Origin of the sequence: Acinetobacter sp. YH01005 (assembly GCF_013420465.1) — a bacterium.
GTDB lineage: Bacteria > Pseudomonadota > Gammaproteobacteria > Pseudomonadales > Moraxellaceae > Acinetobacter > Acinetobacter amyesii.
In genome coordinates this window covers 23,453-45,865 of record NZ_VOYA01000022.1, presented here as the reverse complement: position 1 = coordinate 45,865, position 22,413 = coordinate 23,453, and the positions used below count along the sequence as shown (strand labels likewise).

The 22,413-nt window shown below is 42.8% G+C and carries 20 protein-coding genes; 14 read left to right on the top strand and 6 right to left on the bottom strand.

What is annotated here, in order from left to right; all coding sequences use genetic code 11:
- Positions 1-190: 190 nt before the first annotated feature.
- Positions 191-793 carry a GTP cyclohydrolase II gene (gene ribA, locus FTT72_RS13480; protein WP_168379100.1) on the bottom strand — a complete coding sequence of 201 codons (603 nt, stop codon included), beginning with the start codon at positions 791-793 and terminating at the stop codon, positions 191-193.
- Positions 794-1,104: 311 nt separating this feature from the next.
- On the opposite strand from ribA, the gene dxs reads away from it, so the two are divergent.
- The 8 genes from dxs (at position 1,105) to FTT72_RS13440 (ending at position 9,862) form a co-directional block, all read left to right on the top strand.
- Positions 1,105-3,015 carry a 1-deoxy-D-xylulose-5-phosphate synthase gene (gene dxs, locus FTT72_RS13475; RefSeq protein WP_180160132.1) on the top strand — a complete coding sequence of 637 codons (1,911 nt, stop codon included), beginning with the start codon at positions 1,105-1,107 and terminating at the stop codon, positions 3,013-3,015.
- A gap of 112 nt (positions 3,016-3,127) precedes the next feature.
- A complete protein-coding gene (locus tag FTT72_RS13470) occupies positions 3,128-3,958 on the top strand; it encodes an inositol monophosphatase family protein (RefSeq protein WP_078189303.1) in 831 nt (276 codons plus the stop codon).
- A 457-nt stretch (positions 3,959-4,415) separates the two neighbouring features.
- Positions 4,416-6,227, top strand: coding sequence for a DEAD/DEAH box helicase (locus FTT72_RS13465; RefSeq protein ID WP_180178538.1), 1,812 nt, complete (start codon positions 4,416-4,418; stop codon positions 6,225-6,227).
- Positions 6,228-6,634: 407 nt separating this feature from the next.
- The gene (locus FTT72_RS13460; protein ID WP_168379103.1) at positions 6,635-7,453 is read left to right on the top strand and encodes an ABC transporter ATP-binding protein; all 819 of its coding nucleotides are present in this window, start codon (positions 6,635-6,637) and stop codon (positions 7,451-7,453) included.
- On the top strand, positions 7,450-8,229 hold the full coding sequence (gene mlaE, locus FTT72_RS13455) for a lipid asymmetry maintenance ABC transporter permease subunit MlaE (RefSeq protein WP_078189301.1): 780 nt from the start codon (positions 7,450-7,452) through the stop codon (positions 8,227-8,229). The genes FTT72_RS13460 and mlaE overlap by 4 nt, the downstream gene beginning before the upstream one ends.
- Positions 8,229-8,909 (top strand): outer membrane lipid asymmetry maintenance protein MlaD, encoded by a 681-nt coding sequence (locus tag FTT72_RS13450; protein WP_168379104.1) that lies wholly within the window; start codon positions 8,229-8,231, stop codon positions 8,907-8,909. Before mlaE ends, FTT72_RS13450 begins: the two co-directional genes overlap by 1 nt.
- Before the next feature lie 17 nt (positions 8,910-8,926).
- Positions 8,927-9,562, top strand: coding sequence for an ABC transporter substrate-binding protein (locus FTT72_RS13445; RefSeq protein WP_180008463.1), 636 nt, complete (start codon positions 8,927-8,929; stop codon positions 9,560-9,562).
- A 39-nt stretch (positions 9,563-9,601) separates the two neighbouring features.
- Complete coding sequence (locus FTT72_RS13440) at positions 9,602-9,862, top strand: lipid asymmetry maintenance protein MlaB (protein ID WP_218945760.1); 261 nt, start codon at positions 9,602-9,604, stop codon at positions 9,860-9,862.
- Between the two features lie 78 nt (positions 9,863-9,940).
- Here FTT72_RS13440 and FTT72_RS13435 read toward each other — a convergent pair whose 3' ends face one another.
- Complete coding sequence (locus FTT72_RS13435; RefSeq protein WP_078189297.1) at positions 9,941-10,954, bottom strand: CorA family divalent cation transporter; 1,014 nt, start codon at positions 10,952-10,954, stop codon at positions 9,941-9,943.
- A gap of 155 nt (positions 10,955-11,109) precedes the next feature.
- Between FTT72_RS13435 and FTT72_RS13430 the strand changes: the two genes are divergently transcribed.
- Both FTT72_RS13430 and FTT72_RS13425 read left to right on the top strand, forming a co-directional pair.
- Positions 11,110-11,715 (top strand): TIGR00730 family Rossman fold protein, encoded by a 606-nt coding sequence (locus tag FTT72_RS13430; RefSeq protein WP_180103003.1) that lies wholly within the window; start codon positions 11,110-11,112, stop codon positions 11,713-11,715.
- On the top strand, positions 11,715-12,122 hold the full coding sequence (locus FTT72_RS13425; protein WP_180021593.1) for an NUDIX domain-containing protein: 408 nt from the start codon (positions 11,715-11,717) through the stop codon (positions 12,120-12,122). Before FTT72_RS13430 ends, FTT72_RS13425 begins: the two co-directional genes overlap by 1 nt.
- A 46-nt stretch (positions 12,123-12,168) precedes the next feature.
- On the opposite strand, the gene FTT72_RS13420 is transcribed toward FTT72_RS13425, so the two are convergent.
- Positions 12,169-12,801: a ComF family protein gene (locus FTT72_RS13420; RefSeq protein ID WP_180178537.1), complete on the bottom strand. Its 633-nt coding sequence runs from the start codon at positions 12,799-12,801 to the stop codon at positions 12,169-12,171.
- Between the two features lie 146 nt (positions 12,802-12,947).
- Entirely contained in the window at positions 12,948-14,993 is a 2,046-nt protein-coding gene (gene recG / locus FTT72_RS13415; RefSeq protein ID WP_180178536.1) for an ATP-dependent DNA helicase RecG, read from the bottom strand.
- Positions 14,994-15,052: 59 nt separating this feature from the next.
- Between recG and FTT72_RS13410 the strand changes: the two genes are divergently transcribed.
- The gene (locus tag FTT72_RS13410) at positions 15,053-15,832 is read left to right on the top strand and encodes an NAD-dependent epimerase/dehydratase family protein (RefSeq protein ID WP_180178535.1); all 780 of its coding nucleotides are present in this window, start codon (positions 15,053-15,055) and stop codon (positions 15,830-15,832) included.
- Positions 15,833-16,030: 198 nt separating this feature from the next.
- Entirely contained in the window at positions 16,031-16,579 is a 549-nt protein-coding gene (locus tag FTT72_RS13405; RefSeq protein WP_373685436.1) for a methyltransferase domain-containing protein, read from the top strand.
- 87 nt (positions 16,580-16,666) lie between these two features.
- Here the strand turns inward: FTT72_RS13405 and plsB are convergent, their stop codons facing one another.
- Positions 16,667-19,240, bottom strand: coding sequence for a glycerol-3-phosphate 1-O-acyltransferase PlsB (gene plsB, locus FTT72_RS13400; protein ID WP_180010517.1), 2,574 nt, complete (start codon positions 19,238-19,240; stop codon positions 16,667-16,669).
- Between the two features lie 287 nt (positions 19,241-19,527).
- On the opposite strand from plsB, the gene FTT72_RS13395 reads away from it, so the two are divergent.
- Positions 19,528-20,400: an acyl-CoA thioesterase II gene (locus FTT72_RS13395; RefSeq protein WP_180026061.1), complete on the top strand. Its 873-nt coding sequence runs from the start codon at positions 19,528-19,530 to the stop codon at positions 20,398-20,400.
- Positions 20,401-20,649: 249 nt separating this feature from the next.
- On the top strand, positions 20,650-21,909 hold the full coding sequence (locus FTT72_RS13390; RefSeq protein ID WP_171525930.1) for a dicarboxylate/amino acid:cation symporter: 1,260 nt from the start codon (positions 20,650-20,652) through the stop codon (positions 21,907-21,909).
- Here FTT72_RS13390 and FTT72_RS13385 read toward each other — a convergent pair.
- Positions 21,906-22,331, bottom strand: coding sequence for a VOC family protein (locus FTT72_RS13385; RefSeq protein WP_180105599.1), 426 nt, complete (start codon positions 22,329-22,331; stop codon positions 21,906-21,908). The two genes, FTT72_RS13390 and FTT72_RS13385, sit on opposite strands and share 4 nt — an antisense overlap.
- Between the last annotated feature and the right edge of the window lie 82 nt (positions 22,332-22,413).

Here is a 22,413-nt window from a genome sequence, read left to right as displayed (position 1 = left end):
TCATGAAATACGGTATTCTGATGTGACAAAACCTGAATCCTGGTCGTTAAAGTGTTTGTTTGCACTCATATTTTAACTGTTAGGACTCAGGTTTTTTTATTTAAAGCAAACTATGGGACAGCAGTGGGGAAGCCTCCCTTTTGTAAAGGGAGGTTTGGAGGGATTAATTTATGGAGAATTTAAAGGATTTTTAAAAATCGTCCTTTTGATACATATGCGACATACGATCATGTTTGGTTTTTAAATATTGTTCGTTGAATGGATTTAAACCCACAGTCAGCGGAACACGATCAACGACATTCACCCCTTGCTCTTGGAGCGCTTCAATTTTTAATGGGTTATTGGTAATGAGACGCACAGCCGTAATGTTGAGATGATTCAACATGATAGGGCACATATCATAACGACGTGCATCGGCAGGAAGATCCAATAATAAATTGGCATCCACTGTGTCATGGCCTTGGTCTTGTAGGGCATAAGCACGGATTTTATTGGTCAAGCCAATACCACGACCTTCTTGGCGTAAATATAAAATCACCCCTTGACCTGCTTCATTAATTAATTTTTGGGTCGCTTGAAGCTGTGGGCCGCAGTCACATTTGAGTGAAGCGAAGGCATCACCGGTGAGGCATTCGGAGTGGATACGAACTAAAACAGGTTCAGTGGGAGCTTGTTCTAGTCCTTTAGAGAGTGCGACGTGTTCTTCACCGGTTTCAGGATCCTGAAAAACCGTAATATTGAATTCACCAAAAGCGGTCGGTAATCTTGACGTTGCGACAAATTCTATAGGCACTGCTTAACCCGTTTATTCGATTATAAATTGGCTAAAGTATAGCGTAATGCTTGGACATTGGTAGAATTGCAACGACGAATTTATGCAGAACATTTTCTTTTTTGTATAAAGCGAACGATAATAGTTGATAAATAGGAAGATTATTCAGGATAATCTGACTCATTCAAAATCTCCCCAACGAGATCATTGCTAAAAATTACATCGCTACAAGTTTGGCTGATTGTAAGGTGATACAATTCGACGATATGATCGAGTTACCCATTTAGACCGAGCTTAGGAATTTGCCAGGCTTTAGAAGGCTTTGCCACATTATGCTGTATAAAGAAATACCATTTCAACGCCCTGTAACACCGTTGCTGGATACGATTAACCATCCTCAACAACTTCGTTTACTCGAGCGCAGCCAATTAGAGCAAGTGGCGGATGAGTTACGTCAATTTATTTTGTATGCGGCCGGACAAAGTGGTGGGCATTTTGGTGCCAATCTTGGGGTGATCGAATTAACCGTGGCATTGCATTACTGTTTTGATACGCCACGTGATCGTCTGATTTGGGATGTGGGTCATCAAGCCTATCCGCATAAAGCCTTAACTGGTCGTCGTGAACAATTAGTGACGATTCGTGCCAAAGATGGTTTGGCTGCGTTTCCTGCCCGTGAAGAATCTGAATTTGACACCTTTGGTGTAGGCCATTCATCAACCGCGATTTCTGCTGGTCTTGGGATGTCATTGGCACGTCGCTTCAAGCAAGATCCCTGTCATGTGGTTGCAATCGTGGGTGATGGCGCGATGACAGCGGGCATGGCTTTTGAAGCCATGAACGATGCGGTGGCACACAATGCTGACCTCATGGTGGTATTGAACGACAACGATATGTCGATCTCATGCAGTACTGGTGGTTTTGCTAAGCATTTGGCTGCGATTTGGGAAAGTGGTCAATCGGTGAATATTTCTGAAAATGGCGAAGCCTATATTCAACCTCATCCTGAATGGGCGTATAACTCACGCCTACATTGTGCTGCGACCGATGCTGCAGACAACCTATTTAAAGCCATTGGCTTTGACTACTTTGGTCCTTTTGATGGGCACGATGTTGAACAATTGACACATGTGTTTGAAGCCTTAAAAAAACGCAGAGGCCCACGTTTAGTGCATGTCTATACCAAAAAAGGTAAAGGCTTTGCACCTGCCGAAGCAGATCAAATCAAATACCATGCCATCAGTAAAGTGAATGCACCTGCTGCAGTGGCAACTGCACCGAAATATTCAGATGTTTTTGGTCAGTGGTTATGTGATGAAGCTGCACAGGATGATCGTTTATTGGCGATTACTCCTGCGATGTGTGAAGGCTCAGGCATGGTGCAATTTGCCAAGCAGTTCCCTGAGCGTTTCTTTGATGTTGCCATTGCAGAACAACATGCGGTGACTTTGGCTGCGGGTATGGCCTGTGAAGGGGTAAAACCGGTTGTTGCAATCTATTCAACCTTCTTACAACGTGGTTATGACCAGCTGATTCATGACGTCGCTTTGCAAAATCTTGATGTGACATTTGGTATCGACCGTGCAGGTTTGGTTGGTGAAGATGGCCCAACGCATGCCGGTGCATATGATTATGCCTTTATGCGTACCGTGCCAAACATGGTGATCATGGCGCCGAAAGACGAAAATGAATGTCGTCAAATGTTGCATACGGCTTATTTGTATAAAGGCCCAGCGGCGGTACGTTACCCACGTGGTAATGGACTGGGTGTTGAGATTCAGCAAGAGATGATTGAGCTTGAAATTGGCCGTGGTGAAATTGTTGCAAACTTCAATGATCAGCAAGATGACACCATTTCTATTCTGGCTTTCGGTAGTCGTGTTCAAGCGGCACTAGAGGCAGGACAGGCTTTAGCGACAAAGCTAGATGTGGCTGTACGTGTGATTAATATGCGCTTCGTGAAGCCATTAGATACACAGTTGATCGATCAAATCGCAGCAAGTACGCAACTGTTTGTGACAGTTGAAGAGCATGCAGTCATGGCGGGTGCGGGCAGTGCAGTGAATGAATATTTAGCCCAAGCAGGCGTGGTTAAGCCGGTGCTGAATTTAGGTTTAGCTGACGAGTTCATGCATCAAGCAACACATGCTCAAATGTTGCATCAGGCTGGACTGGATGCTGAAGGCATTGGCGCTTCAGTGACACAGAGCTGGCTAAAACATAAGCAAACAGTGGTTTGTTGAATTTCTAATTTTTAGAAACATTTTTTCCCTAAAAGCCCTTATATTTGATAAGATATAAGGGCTTTTATGCATTATTCTTTATCAGTATCTTCAAATTTGTAGTGGGTGTTCAATGGAACCTATGGTGGTTATGGCTGCGCGTGCGGCTCAATTAGTTGGTCAAGAGCTTTTAAAAGCGCATCAAAATCGTCATAAACTCGATCTACAAGTCGAAGAAAAAGGAATTGATGGTCCAGTAACGCGTGTAGACCGTTATTTGGAACAATTGACTATCGATACCCTACGTAAAAGCTATAAAAATCACAGTTTCCTAGGCGAAGAGTTTGGTCTTCAAGAAGGCAAAGGTCACGACGCTGATTGGTGTTGGATCATCGACCCACTTGATGGCACATTAAACTTTGTCAATGGTGTTCCACATTTCTGTATCTCTATTGCAGTTCAACATAAAGGTGTAACTCAACACGGTGTTATTTATGACCCTGTGAAAGATGAGTTGTTCTCTGCAAGCCGTGGTCGCGGTGCGATGATGAACCAACGCCGTATTCGTGTAAATGTAAAAGACAGCCTAGAAAACACGTTCCTTTCAGTGGGTCATGCGTATCGTAAAATTCGTAATGGCGAAGTGGTTTCTTATGCGAAAAACCATTTCAACTCATTGTTAAATGTGACTGAAGCCGGTGCTCAATACCGTCGTTCAGGTTCTGCTGCTCTTGATCTAGCATATGTTGCTGCCGGTCGTTTCGATGGTTATTTCGAACTTGGTTTGAAACCATGGGACATCGCTGCAGGCGAACTTATTGTGAAAGAAGCGGGTGGTACTGTGGTTGATGCTCGTGGTGGTAACGACTCAATGGACAATGGTCAAGTACTTGCATGTTCTATGAAAATGCTTAAACCACTTATGCAAGCTGTTGTTCCAGCTTGGGGTGAAGCTGCTAAATAATAGAACGCTTAGTTCGAGTTTATTGACAGAATAATGAAATAAAGCCCTCTTTATGAGGGCTTTATTTTTGTCTAATCGGTCAAAAATAATAGCTTAAACACCTATAATTTAAAGCTTCTTACAAAAAATATTCTGAAGTTGACTAAAACAGGTGACATTTAAAAACTTTCTGCTATAATCCCCGCACGCACTAAATTTCGTTCATTACCTGAACATTCTCTTCTATCATTGTGTATGCGCGTTCCGGTCCAAAGAGAGGACGATATTTCGCGCCCCACCCAATCGCTAAGCGATTCCTTCAGGTTGCGGCTGTAATCATGTGTGCGTTATACGCATCGTCGTTCTCGGATCGCCGCTGATTCTATATTTTCAGCGTCTTTTGCTGTGCCGCTTTTTGCCGATGTCCATCTGAATTTATATTTTTAATGGAGCACCCATTTTTGGGGTGAAATACTCTATGAGCAAAACTTTTGCTGATTTTCCTTTACATGAGTCGTTACAACTAGCATTACAAGGTCTAGGTTTTACTACACCGACTCCAGTGCAAGAACAATCAATTCCAGCTGCATTAGAAGGTAAAGACCTTCTTGTATCAAGCCAAACTGGTTCTGGTAAAACTGCTGCATTCTTACTCCCAACTGTGAATGCTTTGGCTGGTCAAGACACATTGATGTCTTTCAAAGAGCGCATGAAAGCGGTAACTGCACCGTCTATTCTTGTACTTTGCCCTACACGTGAATTGGCTCAACAGGTTAGCCAAGACGCAATTGCTTTAGTACGTCACATGAAAGGTGTTCGTATTGCTGCAATTATGGGTGGTATGCCTTTCGGTAAACAAATCCAACAGCTTAAAGGTGCACAAGTTGTCGTAGCGACTCCAGGTCGTTTACTTGACTTGGTTAACCGTCGTCAAATTAAATTAGATAACGTTGATGCGTTAATCGTTGACGAAGCTGACCGTATGCTTGACTTAGGTTTCTCTGAAGACCTAGAAGCGATCAGCGACTTGGCTGCTAACCGTAAACAAACATTAATGTTCTCTGCAACATTTGCGCCGCGTATCATTACACTTGCAGAACGCATGATGAATGATCCACAGCGTATTGCGATTGAAACTGGTCATTCTACAAATACTGACATTACTCAGACTCTTCACTGGACTGACGGTTTCGAACACAAGAAAAAACTTTTGACTCACTGGTTATCTGATGAGTCTGTAGATCAAGCAGTTGTATTCGCATCTACTCAAGAAGATACAGATATGTTGGCTGAAGAACTTGCAGAAGCAGGTCACTCAGTTGTCGCTCTTCACGGTGCAATGCCACAAACTGTACGTAACCGTCGTTTACGTAGCATTCGTGAAGGTCGTGCAAAAATCTTAGTTGCGACTGACGTTGCTGCACGTGGTCTAGACGTACCAACTATTTCTCACGTAATTAACTTCGGTCTTCCAATGAAGAACGAAGACTATGTACACCGTATCGGTCGTACAGGTCGTGCGGGTCGTACTGGTAACGCGATTACTTTAGCGACTTACCGTGAACGCGGTAAAATCCGTGCTTTAGAAGACTTCTTAGATGCACGTTTAAATGTATCTGAAATTGAAGGTCTTGAGCCATCTCCACCTCCTGCACGTGGTAGCCGTGATGGCGGTCGTGGTCGTCGTGATGGCGGTCGCGGTGGTCGTGGTGGTTTCGGTGGCGGTCGTCGTTTTGAAGGTGAATCAAACTTCAAACGTCGTGAAGGCAACCGTGATGGCGAACGTCGTTCATTCGGTGGCGAAGATCGTCCACGTCGCGAATACAACAATGATCGTCCACGTCGTGAAGGCGGTTTCGAAGATCGTCCACGTCGCGAATTTAACAACGATCGTCCACGTCGTGAAGGCGGTTTCGAAGATCGTCCACGTCGCGAATACAACAACGATCGTCCACGTCGTGAAGGCGGTTTTGAAGATCGTCCACGTCGCGAATTTAACAGCGATCGTCCACGTCGTGAAGGTGGTTTTGACCGTCGTTCTAACGATGACAACCGTGGTAACCGTGTAGATTACAAACCAGCTCGTGAAGGTTATGGCGATCGTCCAAAACGTTCATTTGGTGAAGATCGTCCACGTCGTGAATTCAACGGTGACCGTCCTCAACGTTCATTTGGTGAAGATCGTCCAAAACGTTTCGGCGATGACCGTCCAAAACGTTTTGGTGATGATAAACCACGTGGCGAACGCACTTTCGGTGAAGACCGTCCACGTCGTAAATTCAATGACTAATTGAATTTCGAAAGAAATATCGAAAAAACCGGTGGAAACACCGGTTTTTTTTATGGATTTAAATTAGCTTTTTAATCAGAAAAATGTATACTTGATCAAACTTTATGTGTTTAATGATAATTAATATGAACGGAAACGCGTTGGCAAATATGCGTACAGTAATGATCGAGGTAATTATGCCTTATATCGGTTTGACACTCTTATTGTGTAATATCGTTTACTATATATACAATTATTTTAACTAAATTCTTCTATTGGGTTGAAATCATCCTCTATAAAATCGCATTAATAATAAAAAACACTTTACCTGATGGAATGCAGGGATATGCGCTCATGCAATGGTAACATTTTAAACTTCAATCCTTTATAGTATGCATGCTGAAAAAAATGCAGGAAAATCCTCAGCTATGAATAATCAAACGTCTTCTCAGACTCAGGCACTGATCGAAGTGAAAAACCTGAGTTTTAAGCGAGGAGAGCGCGTCATTTATGACAATGTCAGTTTAAAAATTCGTCGTGGTCAGATCACTGCAATTATGGGTCCATCTGGTACAGGTAAAACGACTTTACTCCGTTTAATTGGTGGTCAATTGACTCCCGATAATGGAGAAGTGTTGCTTGATGGGCAAAACATTGCACAGATGTCACGTCAGGAGCTCTTCGCTGCGCGTGCGCGTATGGGGATGTTGTTTCAGAGCGGCGCATTATTTACCGATATGTCGGTGTATGAAAACGTAGCCTTTCCAATTCGTGCGCATACCAAGTTGCCAGAGCATTTGATCGCTGAAATTGTTGCGTTGAAATTAGAGTCTGTTGGTTTACGTGGTGCAGAACAAATGATGCCCTCTGAACTTTCAGGTGGTATGAATCGTCGTGTGGCTTTGGCACGAGCTATTGCACTCGATCCTGAGTTGATCATGTATGACGAACCCTTTGCAGGGCAAGACCCGATTGTGATGGGGGTTTTAACTCGCTTGATTCGTTCGTTACGTGAAGCTTTAGATCTAACCACGATTATTGTTTCGCATGATGTGGCTGAAACATTATCAATTGCAGATTACATCTATGTGGTGGCTGAAGGGAAAGTGCAGGGCGAGGGAACACCTGAGCAATTAAAAGCACATGCTTCGCCTTTTGTGAAGCAGTTCTTGACGGGTTCGGTAGAAGGTCCAGTCGATTATCAATTCAGTCATCAGCCCTATTTAAATCATGAGGTTCGTTCATGAATGCTATTGCCGCATTAGGTAGACGCGTCATTGAACGTGTTCGAGGAATCGGCGTAGCAACCATTATGTTGCTGCAGATTCTTTTTTCCATGCCGACTTTACTTGGCGTGAAATTGTTTATTTATCAGATGTACCGTGTTGGTGTGCTTTCATTACTGATTATTGTGGTATCTGGCTTATTTATTGGCTCGGTACTGGGTTTGCAGATGTATAGCATTCTGTCGACCTTTGGTAGTGAAGCGATGCTCGGCACCGCAGTTGCACTGACTTTATTGCGTGAACTTGCACCTGTGGTTGCGGCTTTACTCTTTGCAGGTCGTGCAGGTTCAGCTTTAACGGCTGAAATTGGTTTGATGAAAGCCACTGAGCAGTTGTCGAGTATGGAAATGATCGGGGTCGATCCCTTAAAACGAGTGATCTCGCCTCGACTTTGGGCTGGTATTTTTAGCTTGCCAATGTTGTCGGTGATTTTCGCTGCGGTCGGCATCATGGGTGGTAAATTGGTGGGTGTTGATTTTCTGGGTGCAGATGAAGGCTCTTATTGGAGTGGCATCGAGAACAGTGTGCAATTCTTTAAAGACGTCTTTAATGGCACCATCATCAAAAGTTTTGTTTTTGCATTAATTTGTACATGGATTGCGGTCTATCAGGGTTATGCCTGTGTCCCAACTTCAGAAGGTATTGCAACGTCGACCACACGTACTGTCGTGTATTCTTCGTTGTGTGTTTTAGGATCAGATTTCGTGTTGACTGCGGTCATGTTCGGAGGTATTTAATGAAATCACGTACGAGTGAACTGGCCGTCGGTTTTTTTGTCATTCTTTTTGCTATCGCTATTTTCTTCTTGGCGATGCGTGTGAGTGGTTTGGTCGGCAATAACATCGAAGACAGTTATGAATTGACCGCGACATTTGAAAATGTAAACGGGATTAAACCCCGTGCCAAAGTCACCTTAAGCGGTGTCAAAGTTGGTCAAGTGGAGTCGTTGAAACTCGATCCTGTGACGCGCTTAGTGACAGCACATCTGATTATGGATGGCTCATTAACCTCTTACAACGCAGAACAATTAAAAGAAGTGCAAAAGAATGCACTCGAAGAGCTGCGTTACACATCAGACTATGAAGCAGCGACACCTGCGAAACAAAAAGAAATGGAACAACAACTGATTGCTAACATGAAATCCATCACCAATATCGATGAAGATGCTTACATTATGGTGGCAACCAATGGTTTATTGGGCGAGAAATATTTGAAAATTGTACCGGGTGGTGGTGTCAACTTCTTAAAACGTGGTGACCAAATTGGTAATACCCAAGGTACGATGGAAATCGAAGATTTGGTGTCTAAATTTGTGACCGGTGGTGCAGGGAACAAATCTGACAGCACAGCAGATACTGAACAAAAAACAGAAGCTGCTGACACAACAACGGCAGAAGAACCTGCATTTGTTGAATAATTTTTAGGAGAAATTAAGTGAACACATTGTTAAAACATACGCTTACAGCAAGTATCTTATCAACTATGATGGCAGGTACAGCTTTTGCTGCTCCAAGCGAAGCACCACCTGCATTTGTAAAAAAAGTGGCTGATGGCCTCATTACACGTTTAAAAGCAGACCACGCAAAACTACAAAATAACCCTGCGGCTGTGAAAGCGATTGTTCGTCAAAACTTAGACCCGTACATCGATTCACAAGCGTTCACACGTATCGTGATGGGTACGTATGCAACGAATCAATACAGCTCAGCGGCTCAACGTGCACAGTTTGAACGTAACTTCCGTGCAACACTGATCGAAAACTATGGTTCAGCTTTTGCCAAGTTTAGTAACCAAACGTATAGCATGCGTCCATATAAGGTGTCGAACAGTAAGAACCCTGTTGTAACGATTGATTTCCATAACAACGGTGAAAAAATTCCAGTCTCTTTCCAGTTGGCGGATAAAGGTTCACAATGGAAAATCCGTAATATCAACGTTTCGGGTATCGACCTAGGCTTACAATTCCGTAATCAGTTTGCGGCAACTGTAAAACGTAATGGCGGTAACATTGATAAAGCAATTGCGAACTTCAAACCTGATGCTGACGCAGCATTGGACAAGAAAAAATAAGATAGGTGATGTGTGATTAAACTTCATCAACAAGAATTGATGGTTTCAGGCAAAATCGATTACAACAATGCCGAATTGTACTATCAAGACGGCTTGAAATTGATTCAACAACAGCAAGCTTTTCCCTTAGTGGTCAATCTTGCTGAGCTTGAGCATGGCAGTACTTTGGCTTTAGCTGTTTTGGTCCGTTGGTTACGTCAAACGCCAAAAGCGCAAGGTTTGCAGTTTAAAGCAGTCCCTGAAAAAATGATGAAGATTATTCAAGCCTGTCATCTTGAGCATGACTTGCAATTGATCTAAATAAAAAAAGCACCGTAAGGTGCTTTTTTTATTTCAGTGAGAGAAGAAGTTCTCGCAAGTCTACGCAATAGGAACGGATTAAATCCATTTCTTCCAGCGAAAGTACATCAATGGACCAATAAAGAATGCCACGATGATTAAGCTGACCACGATAAAACTTGTTGTACCATGCGCGAAGGGCAGTACATCGGTGTTCATCCCATAGACGCTAGCTACTAACATTGGTGGCGCAAGCATACTTGGTAAAATCGAGAATCGACGAATCGTATCATTCTGTTCGGTGTTAATGAACCCAGAGGTGGTATCCAGTAAGAATCGAACCTTTTGGAACAAAAAGGCATCATGCTCAACAAGAGAGCGCACGTCTTCACTGAGTTCTCGGATGTCGGCATCATAAATATGGCTGCCCAAGGCGCGAGGACGTGACAGGAAGGTGAGAACACGACGTAAGTCGATCAAACACAGTTGAGCTTTCCCGAGCATATCTTCTAAATGCGCAAGTCGGGTAATCATGTCATCTAAGTCTAAAATCATCTCACGATGGCGGTTATTTAGCACTTCTGTGGAATACTTTTCTAAGTCCTTGTGGATATCTTCCAAGATATCCGCAAGCTCATCGAGTTTGGCTTCTAAAAGGCCCAATAAAATCCAAGTTGGATCTTTATAGTCAATTTCATAGTCATTACGACGCGCGCGGGCGCGAAAGGCACGGAAAGCTACCAGCTTTTCACCCCGTAAAGTGAATAAGCGTTCTTTATGCAAAATAAAGGCAACTGTCTGCACGGTAGCTAAGGTGCTGGCATTTTCTTCGGGTTCGCCATCGACCTGAAAATTTTTATTTTTCGTTAAAAAATAGGTGCTGATGTGCAAAATACCGTCGTCATCACGGTAGAATCGTGCACTCGACGAAATATCTTCTAATGATTTTAATGTAGGTAAATTTTGATCATAGGCATCCATAATCCATTGCTGCTCTTCCTGAGACGGGGCAATGAGATCGAGCCAGACTAAATCCTGATGTAAATCGAAGTCACCATTGATGGTGACATCTTCCAGGCTACCGCGCTCTGTGGCGTAAAAGGCTTCAAGCATGTTGTCTTTTCCCCTTGCGCAGTAAGTTAAAAATGAATGGGTGTATTTTAGACAAGGATTTGCTGAAAAACACTGTTCTAATGCTTATTTTATGAAAAAATCTGTTTAAAGTTGATTTTTCCAGCATAGCGTTCCTGATCTGATGGTGATTATAAATGAAATCTATCGCAATTTTCTGTGGTTCCGCCCTTGGTAACAATCCTGCCTATTTACAGGTGGCTGAAAAAGTCGGTCGTCATTTAGCGGCACAAGGCATCACACTGGTCTATGGTGGTGGTCGTTCAGGTTTGATGGGTGTTGTGGCAGATAGTGCTTTGCGTGCAGGTGGGCAAGTCATTGGGGTGATTCCAAAAGTCTTGGTCGATAAAGAATTGGCACATCCAGATTTAACCGAATTGCATGTGGTAGAAAATATGCAACAACGGAAAACTAAAATGTCTGAACTCTCGGATGGTTTTGTGGCGATTCCTGGTGGAGCAGGGACTTTAGAGGAAATTTTTGAGCAGTGGACGTGGGCTCAATTGGGCATTCATTTAAAGCCATGTGCCTTTCTCAACGTTGATGGTTTTTATGACGATTTATTGAATTTTCTAAAAACAACTGCAGAAAAAGGCTTTACCCATCCGCGTTTTATCGAAGGCTTAATTGCAGAAGATAATATTGAAACGATTGTTGAGCAGTTTCAACATTTCACTGCGCCAGAGCCGAAATGGGGCATGGTTGAACGTACAGCCTTTATCGCGGATTTGGAACAAGATTGATGAAAACTATTACTGTAGCCGCAGCAATTATTCTAAATGAACAGCATGAACTTTTAGTGGTTCGTAAAAAACACACGGCATTCTTTATGCAAGTGGGTGGTAAGTTAGAACCCAATGAAGCCCCTGAAATCACCATGCTGCGTGAAATTCAGGAAGAAATAGGCTGCGCTGCGCAGATTGAGCAATTCATTGGTCGTTTTGAAACGGCCGCTGCGAACGAAGCAGATCATCTACTGGTGAGTTATGTCTATCTTGTTCAGTTGCAAGGTGAACCGAAAATTGATGCGGAAATTGCAGCGATGCAATGGGTCAGCTTGGATGATACACAAACAAAACTTGCACCTTTAACACGTGAGGTGGTGATTCCTTGGGTGAAGCAGCAGGCGCGATCTCTTGCTGAAAGCTAAACCGCTTCGCTTGCTCAGTTTCTTTATTAGTGGTTGATGTTTGAAACTAAGACTGTGCCGCAGCAATGCATGCGGCATATACCTGCGTGCAATGTAGCTGATGTAACAGCGTACTTAATGCATGGATTGAACTCCCCGTGGTCACCACATCATCGATGATGAGGACTTTGCGGAAACGGCGTTTTTCGGTTGGGTCGATAATAAATTGCTGTTCGATATTTTCTAGTCGTTCTAGCCGACTTAAACCTTTTTGAGCGTGCTGTGCTTGACGAATCACGGGTTGCCAAACAGGGATGCGCAATTGCTTTGCCATCATCTGTGCAACGAGTAGCATTTGGTTGTACCCACGGTCTTTGAGGCGTTCTACTGAAATAGGCATCGGCACGATGGCTTGAACTCTAGCTAAGCGCATGCTTAAAAGGCTCTGTGCCAGTAAATTTTGATAGTGCAATTGTTGCTCATACTTATAGCTTTGGATGATGCGATCTATTGGAAAATCATAGTAAAAGGCACAAGAGATGCTGTGTTCATGGCGATTAACCATTTTTTTAAACCAAGGCAGTTGTTCCCAGCAGTCAGTACAAAGCGAATGATGTTGTTGTCGATCGATACCACAGAGCAGGCAAGGGGAAACGCTCTGCATTCCTTTTCGGATGAAATGTTGGATGGATTGGAGCATGTTTTTATTCTAATCATTCTTTTTTGAGTATTTTGCACAGATTGCTGTGAAGTGCAATCACGACACTACAGCAATCTGTTCGACAAGCTTACTGGTTAAAGCCAATCTGTATTTTTAGGATGATCGATCTGTCATCCCAATAATTATTATACATAGGCATAACGAGGAGCTTCCGGCAGCCAGCGTTTTAAAAGTGCTTGAGCCTGTGCAGGATAATCATTTAGGACTTGTTGAGCCACATAGTGTGCCTGATTGAGTAAATGGTCATCTCGCTCTAATTTTGCTACACGAAAGCCCATATCGCCTGTTTGTTTAGTGCCGAGGAGCTCGCCGGGACCACGAATTTCCAAATCTTTTTCAGCAATGATAAAGCCATCATTGGTCTCGCGCATGATGCGTAAACGCTCTTGCCCATTTTGCGATAAGGGATTTTTATACAGCAAGGCACAGAAACTGGCTTTGGCACCACGTCCTACACGACCACGTAGCTGATGTAGTTGTGAAAGCCCTAAACGCTCTGCATTTTCAATTACCATGATTGAGGCATTCGGGACGTCAACACCAACTTCAATCACTGTGGTTGCAATCAGTAATTGCAATTCATTATTTTTAAATTGCTGCATCACTGCTTGTTTTTCATCGGCCTTCATTTTGCCATGAACCAGACCAATATTGAGGTCTGGAAAGCGTTCTTTAATTTCATTAAAAGTCGCTTCAGCGGCTTGAGCATCTAAGGTTTCGGATTGTTCAACTAAGGTACAGACCCAATAGGCTTGTTTACCTTCAGCACAATTGCTGGCAATCCGCTGTAGTACTTCTTCACGACGGTCAAGTGGAATAGTGACTGTTTGAATCGGTGTACGACCGGGCGGCAGTTCATCAATGACGGAGGTATCTAAATCGCCATAAGCCGACATGGCCAAGGTACGAGGAATAGGGGTTGCTGTCATCACCAGTTGATGTGGTGTCATGCCATTGAGACCTTTGTTCCGAAGTGCCAAACGCTGATCGACACCAAAACGGTGTTGCTCATCAATAATCACTAAACCCAATTTGGCAAATTGAACATTGTCTTGAAATAAAGCATGCGTGCCGACCACTAAATTAGCAGAACCATCTTGAATACATTGTTCTGCCGCAGCTCGAGCTTTACCTTTTTGCTTGCCTGAAAGCCAAGACACAGTTAGACCCATCGGCTCAAACCATTTTTTGAAATTTAGATAATGTTGTTCGGCCAAAATTTCTGTTGGCGCCATCATGGCCACTTGCCAACCTTCCTCGAGCGCATGACAGGCAGCCACACCTGCAACTAAGGTTTTACCTGCACCCACATCACCTTGTACGAGTCGCAGCATAGGTTTGTTCTTTTTCAGATCGACCGCAATTTCTTTGGATACGCGTTTTTGTGCGCCGGTCATTTCAAACGGTAGTGTACTTAAAAGTTGTTTGGTGAAGTTCTTACTTGCAGAGAAAGACGGTGCTTCGATTTGTTGAATATAAGCACGGCGGCTGAGCAAACTGACCTGATGGGCAACCAATTCTTCGAAAATTAAACGTTGCTGTGCAGGATGAGAACCTTGGCTGAGTTGCAACATATTGGCATCGACAGGGGGATGATGAATATAGTCCAAAGCCTGTTTTAGTGCATAGCCATTGGTGAATTTTTCTGGCAATAGTTCAGGTAAGTCATCACTATATATCTGTAGTGCTTGTTTGACGTATTCACGTAGTTTGGGCTGTGTTAAGCCTTCGGTTGCAGGGTAAATCGCAGTGAGTTGGGTTTGTGGTAATGGCGTGTGTTCAGTGATCACCTGTAGTTCAGGATGATACATTTCTAAGCCACGAGCACCAACACGGACTTCACCAAAAATCCGTAAACGATTTCCCGGTTTTACCCGATCAGTAATGCCTTTGTAGATATGGTAAAAACGTAAAGTGACTTTGCCACAATCGTCATCCAAAAGGGCGGCCATCGATTTACGCTTACCGGGTGGGAAGTCGATATTTTTGACCGTGCCTTCTAGTAAATAACTGCGGCCCACGGTTAATTGGTTCATGGGGATGATCGTGCTACGATCTTCATAGTCGCGTGGCAGATGAAACAAAAGATCATCTGTCGTGAAAATATTAAGTTTTTCAAGTAAAGCAGCGGCGGCATTGCCAACCCCTTGCAATTGATGGACGGCAGCCATGTCCCCTCAACTTCGGTTTATATGATCTAAATGGATCAGTTCTGAGAATAGGTCGTTTGATGCATATTCTATTTATCGGTTATGGTAAAACATCGCAACGTGTTGCTAAACAATTATTTCAGCAAGGTCACCAAATTACCACAGTGAGTCGTAGTGCGAAAGAGGATGATTTTGCAGAACATTTAATCCAAGATGTTCACCAACTGGATTTGTCGCAGGTTCAACCGATTGATGTAGTCTATGTTCTTTTGGCTCCTGCACGTCATGCTCAACTCAATGCTGTGGATGCTTACCGACACACTTATGTCGATTCTGTACAGCCGATTGTTCAAGCATTAGCACATCATTCAATACAACGTTTAATCGTGGTGTCTTCCACTCGTGTCTATGGTGAACATGCGGGGGAGCGGATTGATGATGACACTGTGCCACATCCGATCGATGAGCAGGGCATGTTGTTACTGGAAATGGAGCATCGCTACACACAAGCATTTCCTAACGAATGCGTGATCGTACGTCCCTCTGGGATTTATGGCACATCGACAACACGAATGCAGAAACTGGCAGAAACGACTCATCGCTATCCCAATATTCATTGGTCAAATCGAATACATATCGATGATTTGGCAAAATTTCTGTGTCATCTACTTCACGTGGAACATCCTGAAAAATCATATATTTGTACTAATAACCAACCTCAACCTTTGCATGAGCGAATCTTGGAATTGCAAAGAGCTATGCATTTACCCGAATTGGTTTTAGAGAGTGAAGTAGAAACAGGTAAAAAGATTTATGCAACGCGGATGATGGAGAGTGGTTTTAAGTTAGCGCACGATTGATTGTGATGTGTATGTAAAATTGGCGTGACGTATAAAATTCAGAGCAGCTTTGTGAGTATTAAAAGAAATTCTATAAATGAATAAGATAGGTCTTTTACAACATGTATTGTTCAAATTTTCGGATGGATCTCAAAGGATAAAAATTAAATAATGACAAAATCATTTGCTGAACTTACTTAGAATCTACCCCATAGACCGATTCTGGAAAAAGCTTTGAGTTATTTTGAAAATTTACCAAAGATCTCGATTGATTGTGGTTGTGGTGCAGGAAATGAATCATCATTTCTACTCCGTCATAATTTTAAAGTATATGCATTTGATCCAACTGTTGAAGCTAAAAATATCTGTCTAAGTAAATTTAAAGACAATAAGAATTTTTTATTTTCTAATCAGGCCTTTGAAGACTATAGCTTTCCTAAAGCTAGTTTAATTATTGCTTTATTCAGTTTATTTTTTTGTTCTACGGATTCGCTTGAAAGTGTTTTAAAGAAAATGCAGGAATCCTTAAGTGAGCAAGGCATTTTACTCATACAACTATTAGGGAAAGATGATGATTGGGTAAATAATTTTTCTGAAAAATTTATAGGTTTTGAACAGGAAGAGCTTAAACAATTGTTTGATGCGGACTTTGATATTATTTATATCGATGAATTTAAAGGCAATAAACCGCTAGCCAATGGAAATCCAAAATTTTGGAATGTACATACCTTAATTTTAAAAAAGAAAATATTAAATACTTTTGTATAGTCCAAAAAATAGAGACAAGCTTTTTACAACTTGTCCCTAATTTTGCTCAAATTCTTTTGCTTTTATAGTGAAAAAAATCAGAACCGTTTATTTTTTCTTACGTTTCAAGCGCTTTTTAGCTTGTTCCGCAGCAACTTTATCTAGTGCTTCTTTTAACTCTTCATCACTAAAGGTTGTAATGTGCTGCAACATTTGCAGGGTCACATCATCCAAAACGAGGTTGGCATACTGCGCAACATTTTGGAAATTTTCATCAAACACAATGGCGTTGTTTTCATTGGTGCTGATATAACCTTGTTGGGTTAAGACTTTAATAAAGCTTTGGAATAAGGCCTTATCAAAGAACTCAGGCGAGTTAAATTCATACAACACAGATAGACGTTGACCAACCAAGTGACTGAGTTCTTCAACCTGACGCGTAGAGATATTGCCCGAACCACGTTGTGTGATTAAGGCCAAAGTCATGTAGTAACGCTCAAGACTTTGCATCACGGGTGCAGCTAAGACCACTAACTGATTGTGCTGCTCTGAGTTAGGCGCAGGGGAGATCAGGTTGCCTTCTGCATCTTCAGAAATTAGCTTGGCTTTGATCAGTACTTCTGCATACGCACAGATCTGATCTTTAAGTTCTTCATCATTCCATTTAAGGAACAACTCAGCTTTTAAGAACGGATACAGTGTACGAATGACATTAATTAAATCACCACGGCGAATAGAACCATTATGTTCAACCAAAGCGGCAATGAGTGATGGCAAAATAAATGCGTGCAGGATGTTGTTGCGGAAGTAGGTTAACAGCACCGCTTGATTATCAGCAATGGCAATAATATCGCCAAGGACATGATGAACACGTTTAATCAGCTTGAGTTTTAAACCATAAGCAATGATTTCTTTACCTGACAGCGGTGTTACTTGCATGCGCTCATCGTAAGGTAAGGCAGTTAAAAGATCACGATAGGTATCTAACTGCTTAATGCAAATCTCTTCATCTAAAGTATGTTTAGATGTTGCCAATAAAATCAGTGAAAGCAATGAAACTGGGTTCACCACTGCTGCACGGTTAATATTTTCTAAAATCACGTGTGCAGAACTGTTAATGGCATCCGAAACTTCTGGCGGAATTGGGTCGTCATTTTTCTCGATTTTGATGTTGCTTGCATTATGCTGTTTCAACATATCATCAAGGAAAACCGGCTCACCAAAGTTCAAATGCACTTTACCGAAAATACGTTCGATCTTACGCAGAGTTTTCATAATCCCGATGATCGATTCGCCCTCTTTCGGCTTACCATTCATTTCGCCAACGTAGGTCGCACCTTCCATTAAACGCTCATAACCAATATAGGTCGGTAAGAACACGATCGGTTTGGCTGGATTACGTAAATGACCATGGACAGTCATGGCGAGCATGCCGGTCTTCGGTGGTAATAAACGACCAGTACGTGAACGACCCCCTTCGATGAAGTATTCAAGCGGCGTATTACGCGCCAAAATACTGTAGAGGTATTCTTTAAATACGGTGGTGTAGAGACCATTGCCACGGAATGAACGACGAATAAAGAACGCGCCGCCGCCACGTAAAATTTGCCCGACAAATGGCATGTTTAAGTTATCGCCCGCAGCAATGTACGGCACCATCAAGCCACGTTTATAGATCACATAAGACAATAATAAATAGTCGATATGGCTACGATGACATGGGGTGTAAATGATCTCGTAGTCTTTGGCTAGTTCACGAACGGTACTGAAGTTATGTACTTCGACGCCATCATAAAGCTGTGTCCATAGGCGAGTCAGGGCTAAGTCAGCAAAACGTACTGTTGATGCAGAATAGTCAGAAACGATTTCATTTAAATAACCAATCGCACGACGTTCAGCTTCAACCATGCTGATTTTACTGCGAATGCTTTCACGACGAATCGCATCTTGCACATCCGTAGATTTGATCAGGCCGTGCATCACATTACGACGGTCAGATAAATCCGGCCCCAAAACCACTTCACGCTGTGCATCTAAATAATCATTCAGTGTGCTGACAATATAAGTCGCAGGTGACAAGTTTGGATGTGTAGTTTTGGCATATTCAACCAAACGACGCAAAGACTGTGGCTCATGGAATTCAAGGTAGGATTGACGACCGTGCAAACCAATATTGACCAGCTGCTTCACTTTGCTTGGTGTAGACCATGTATCGGTAAATAATAATTTAAACCAAGAATCTTCTTTATCGGGTTCACGGCCCCACAGCACGGTTACAGGAACGAGCTCAACATCCGCATCAGGATTTTTTTCCAAAACCTCAATTAAACGTAATAAACGAGGTGGAAAGGCATGTGGCGGTGGATTGAGTAAATTGTCTTCATCATGATGTTGTAAAAACACCACAGATGCTTTTTCTGTTTGCGTACCCACTGTCATTGGGTCGAGTGCAGGGTGTAGCTTTAAACGACGGGTTTCACCATCGACAATTAAAGCATTACTCCGTGAATGATTTTGCAGAACGTAGCAGGTAATTTTCGTTGTCTGTACGCCGGTATCTGTATCGGTTTCAGTCACTACAGGTTCTACAGGGACTTCACCTAAAACATGCGGTGTTACCACAAGGTCAAGCAGTTTACTCGAAAGCTTTCGATACATCTGACCAAAGCCGCTCTTGGACATACAAACTCCTACTTTTCATGACCAAACCACAGAGATTCTGAGGGGAATCTATTCTGCGTAATTGTACTTAAAAACTGTATGTCATTTTCTGACAAATTGCATAGATATTGTAAGATTTTATCGTTAAAAAACGTATTTTTAGCAGTTATATTGCATCAGTAAGGTGACAGATCAGTCAGCGAATCTTTAGGGTTTTAGTCTGGATTTATGGCAAAATGGAAAATATATTTAAACATCTGTTGATGTTGCCTGCGTTAGCTTAATCCCGAATGATAGATAGGTTTGTTATGAATGCCTTAACACAAGAGTTGGTTGATTTACTCAGTCTTGAAAAATTAGAAGAAAATATTTTTCGTGGGCAAAGCCGAAATTTGGTCGGGAAACGTGTCTTTGGTGGACAGGTTTTAGGTCAGGCGCTACGTGCGGCATCTTATACCACAGATCGACCTGCTCATTCCTTGCATGCCTATTTCTTATTCGGTGGTGATATCAATGCACCGATCATTTATGAAGTGGATCGTATTCGCGATGGACGCAGTTTTGTGAGTCGTCAGGTCCGTGCGATTCAACATGGTAAAACCATTTTCATGTGTATGGTGTCATTTGCAGAGCAAGAAGAAGGGTTGAACTACCAAGTTGCAGAGCCAGAATATCCAGCCGTTGAGGATTTAAAATCTGAAGCTGAGCTAAAACGAATGATGGTGGAGTTTGTTCCTGAAAACGTCCGTGCATCTTTTATGCGCGACCGCCATGTAGAAATTCGCCCGATTGATCCACAAAACCCGTACCAACCGCAGCCTGCTGCGCCATCGTATGCACACTATATTCGTACCCATGACACGATTGCTGCCGATGTTGATGACATCTCTTTACATCAGGCTATTGCGGCATTCTATTCAGACTTTACGCTGATGACGACTGCACTACGTCCACATGGTTTAAGTTATTTATCACCTAGTTTGCAGTGTGCGAGTATTGATCATGCCATGTATTTCCATAAGCCATTCCGTGTGGATGAGTGGATGCTTTATGACATGGATGCCACGGTCAGTGCCAGTTCACGTGGTCTAAATTTCGGTCGCATGTGGCAAAACGGTGAGTTGGTCTGTAGTACGACACAAGAAGGCTTGATTCGTTTACGTGAAATTGAAACCCAATAAGCTTTGAGCACTATGTGTTAAGTCGTGCATGTTGAAATACTGAAAAAACCGAATCTTCTGATTCGGTTTTTTATCTCCGTCAATTTGGGGTTATGCAACTACTCACGGAATCGAGTTATCTAATTAGGGTGCAGTACAAATTGAATTGGGTTGAATACATGCTTTGCAGAATTGTAGCAGTATATGTGACAAAAAATTCCTCGATTCTCAATGGGTCGCATGGCATAGTGCCTGAATAAAGGATGATTAATGCAAGGCACAATGAGCTTAAATACGCAGATTTTAATTGCCGCAATATTGGGTGTGGCATTTGGGTTTTTATTAATTCAGTTTCCAGAGACGCAGTTTTTATCCGCCAGCCTGTATGGCTTGGGGATTGCCAGTAGTATTTTTATTGGCTTGCTGAAAATGATCTTGGTTCCGCTGATCTTTAGTTCGATTGTGGTGGGGGTATCGAATTTACAAGCGGGTGGTCAGCTGAGTCGTACGTGGAAAATTACCTTAGCGTGCTGTGTCACCACTACGACTTTGGCACTGATCTTGGGTCTAGCATGTGCGCATATTTTTAAAGTTGGGCAGGGCGTGGACATCGTCATGTTCCAAGATGCAATGCAACAACATCAGAGTCCTGACACCCTCACAGCAGGTTCATTCTTTACCAATTTTATTCAAAATACACTGATCAATCCGTTTAAAGCCTTTAGTGATGGCAATGTACTCGCTGTCGTGGTGTTTTCACTATTTTTAGGTGTGGCCTTGGTCAAAGGCGGTGAAAAATTTCGAAGTGTGAGAAAGCTCAGTCAGCAATTTTTTGACATCATGATGATGATCATCGGTTGGGTGATGAAGCTTGCACCGATTGGTATTTTTGCATTATTGGCTAAATTGATTGCTACCGAAGATATTTCGGTGTTGAGTCGCCTCGCGGAGTTTGCTGCCGTAGTCACAGGGACCACGATTTTCCATGGGGCAGTGGTGTTACCTCTGTTGCTTTGGATTTTTGGGAAAATGAGTCCACTGACATTTTTTAGAGGAACACGAGCTGCCTTAATCACTGCTTTTGCAACCAGTTCAAGTTCAGCAACGATGCCACTGTCGATGAAATGTGCGCAGGAAAATTTAGGTGTACGTCCTCAAACAGCAGGCTTTGTGATTCCTTTGGGCACACAGTTAAATATGGATGGTACAGCGCTGTATGAAGCTGCTGCTGCGTTATTTATTGCCAACTTGATGGGCTTAGATTTAACCTTGGGTCAGCAGTTAATTGTCTGTGCAACCGCCATGATTGCTTCACTCGGTGCGCCGGGTATTCCAAGCGCTGGAATGGTGACAATGATTATGGTTTTACAATCGGTTGGGCTTCCTGCAGAAGCCATTGCGATATTGCTGCCGATCGATCGTCTATTGGATACGGTACGGACTGTGGTGAACGTACAGGGTGATATGATGATTAGTGTGGTGGTGGATCGTCATACGCGAGATGTAGATGAACCAGCGTTGTCGAATTAAGCAGATAAACAGCTAAAATGTGGGTTGTAGACGATCTCCCACAGATGCCCATCTAAGTCTTGAAAATAGCCTGCATAACCACCGTAAAACGTGGGCTGTGCGGGCTTAATTGTTTTTGCACCTGCGCGTTGGGCTTGTTGCATGATTTGATCGACGGCTGCGGTACTGTTGACGTTATGTCCAAGAGACATTTGAGTTGGACAAAACGCTGATGTACTGATTCCGGTGTCATGACTCAGGCTATCTTGCGGCCAGAGTGCGAGCTTTAAACCGTGTTGTAAATCAAAAAATGCCACAGCACCATGTTCAAATTCAGTCCCAATAATCCCTGCGCTATTTAGACCTAAACCCTCCTGATAAAACGCGAATGCAGCGTGTAAATCTTTCACGGCCAGTGTAATAACGGAGATGTGAGCGTGCATGGAGATGCTCCTGAACGGTGTATTTTTATTTTAGGATGAGACTGAGTATAAATGCATTTTAAAGAGAATAGGGAACTCGGAA

Bases quoted from the DNA above. Each gene is read 5' to 3' on its own strand.
- dxs (WP_180160132.1), top strand. From the start codon at position 1,105: ATGCTGTATAAAGAAATACCATTTCAACGCCCTGTAACACCGTTGCTG.
- FTT72_RS13470 (WP_078189303.1), top strand. From the start codon at position 3,128: ATGGAACCTATGGTGGTTATGGCTGCGCGTGCGGCTCAATTAGTTGGT.
- FTT72_RS13465 (WP_180178538.1), top strand. From the start codon at position 4,416: ATGAGCAAAACTTTTGCTGATTTTCCTTTACATGAGTCGTTACAACTA.
- FTT72_RS13460 (WP_168379103.1), top strand. From the start codon at position 6,635: ATGAATAATCAAACGTCTTCTCAGACTCAGGCACTGATCGAAGTGAAA.
- mlaE (WP_078189301.1), top strand. From the start codon at position 7,450: ATGAATGCTATTGCCGCATTAGGTAGACGCGTCATTGAACGTGTTCGA.
- FTT72_RS13450 (WP_168379104.1), top strand. From the start codon at position 8,229: ATGAAATCACGTACGAGTGAACTGGCCGTCGGTTTTTTTGTCATTCTT.
- FTT72_RS13440 (WP_218945760.1), top strand. From the start codon at position 9,602: ATGGTTTCAGGCAAAATCGATTACAACAATGCCGAATTGTACTATCAA.
- FTT72_RS13435 (WP_078189297.1), bottom strand. From the start codon at position 10,954: ATGCTTGAAGCCTTTTACGCCACAGAGCGCGGTAGCCTGGAAGATGTC.
- FTT72_RS13430 (WP_180103003.1), top strand. From the start codon at position 11,110: ATGAAATCTATCGCAATTTTCTGTGGTTCCGCCCTTGGTAACAATCCT.
- FTT72_RS13425 (WP_180021593.1), top strand. From the start codon at position 11,715: ATGAAAACTATTACTGTAGCCGCAGCAATTATTCTAAATGAACAGCAT.
- FTT72_RS13420 (WP_180178537.1), bottom strand. From the start codon at position 12,801: ATGCTCCAATCCATCCAACATTTCATCCGAAAAGGAATGCAGAGCGTT.
- recG (WP_180178536.1), bottom strand. From the start codon at position 14,993: ATGGCTGCCGTCCATCAATTGCAAGGGGTTGGCAATGCCGCCGCTGCT.
- FTT72_RS13410 (WP_180178535.1), top strand. From the start codon at position 15,053: ATGCATATTCTATTTATCGGTTATGGTAAAACATCGCAACGTGTTGCT.
- plsB (WP_180010517.1), bottom strand. From the start codon at position 19,240: ATGTCCAAGAGCGGCTTTGGTCAGATGTATCGAAAGCTTTCGAGTAAA.
- FTT72_RS13395 (WP_180026061.1), top strand. From the start codon at position 19,528: ATGAATGCCTTAACACAAGAGTTGGTTGATTTACTCAGTCTTGAAAAA.
- FTT72_RS13390 (WP_171525930.1), top strand. From the start codon at position 20,650: ATGCAAGGCACAATGAGCTTAAATACGCAGATTTTAATTGCCGCAATA.
- FTT72_RS13385 (WP_180105599.1), bottom strand. From the start codon at position 22,331: ATGCACGCTCACATCTCCGTTATTACACTGGCCGTGAAAGATTTACAC.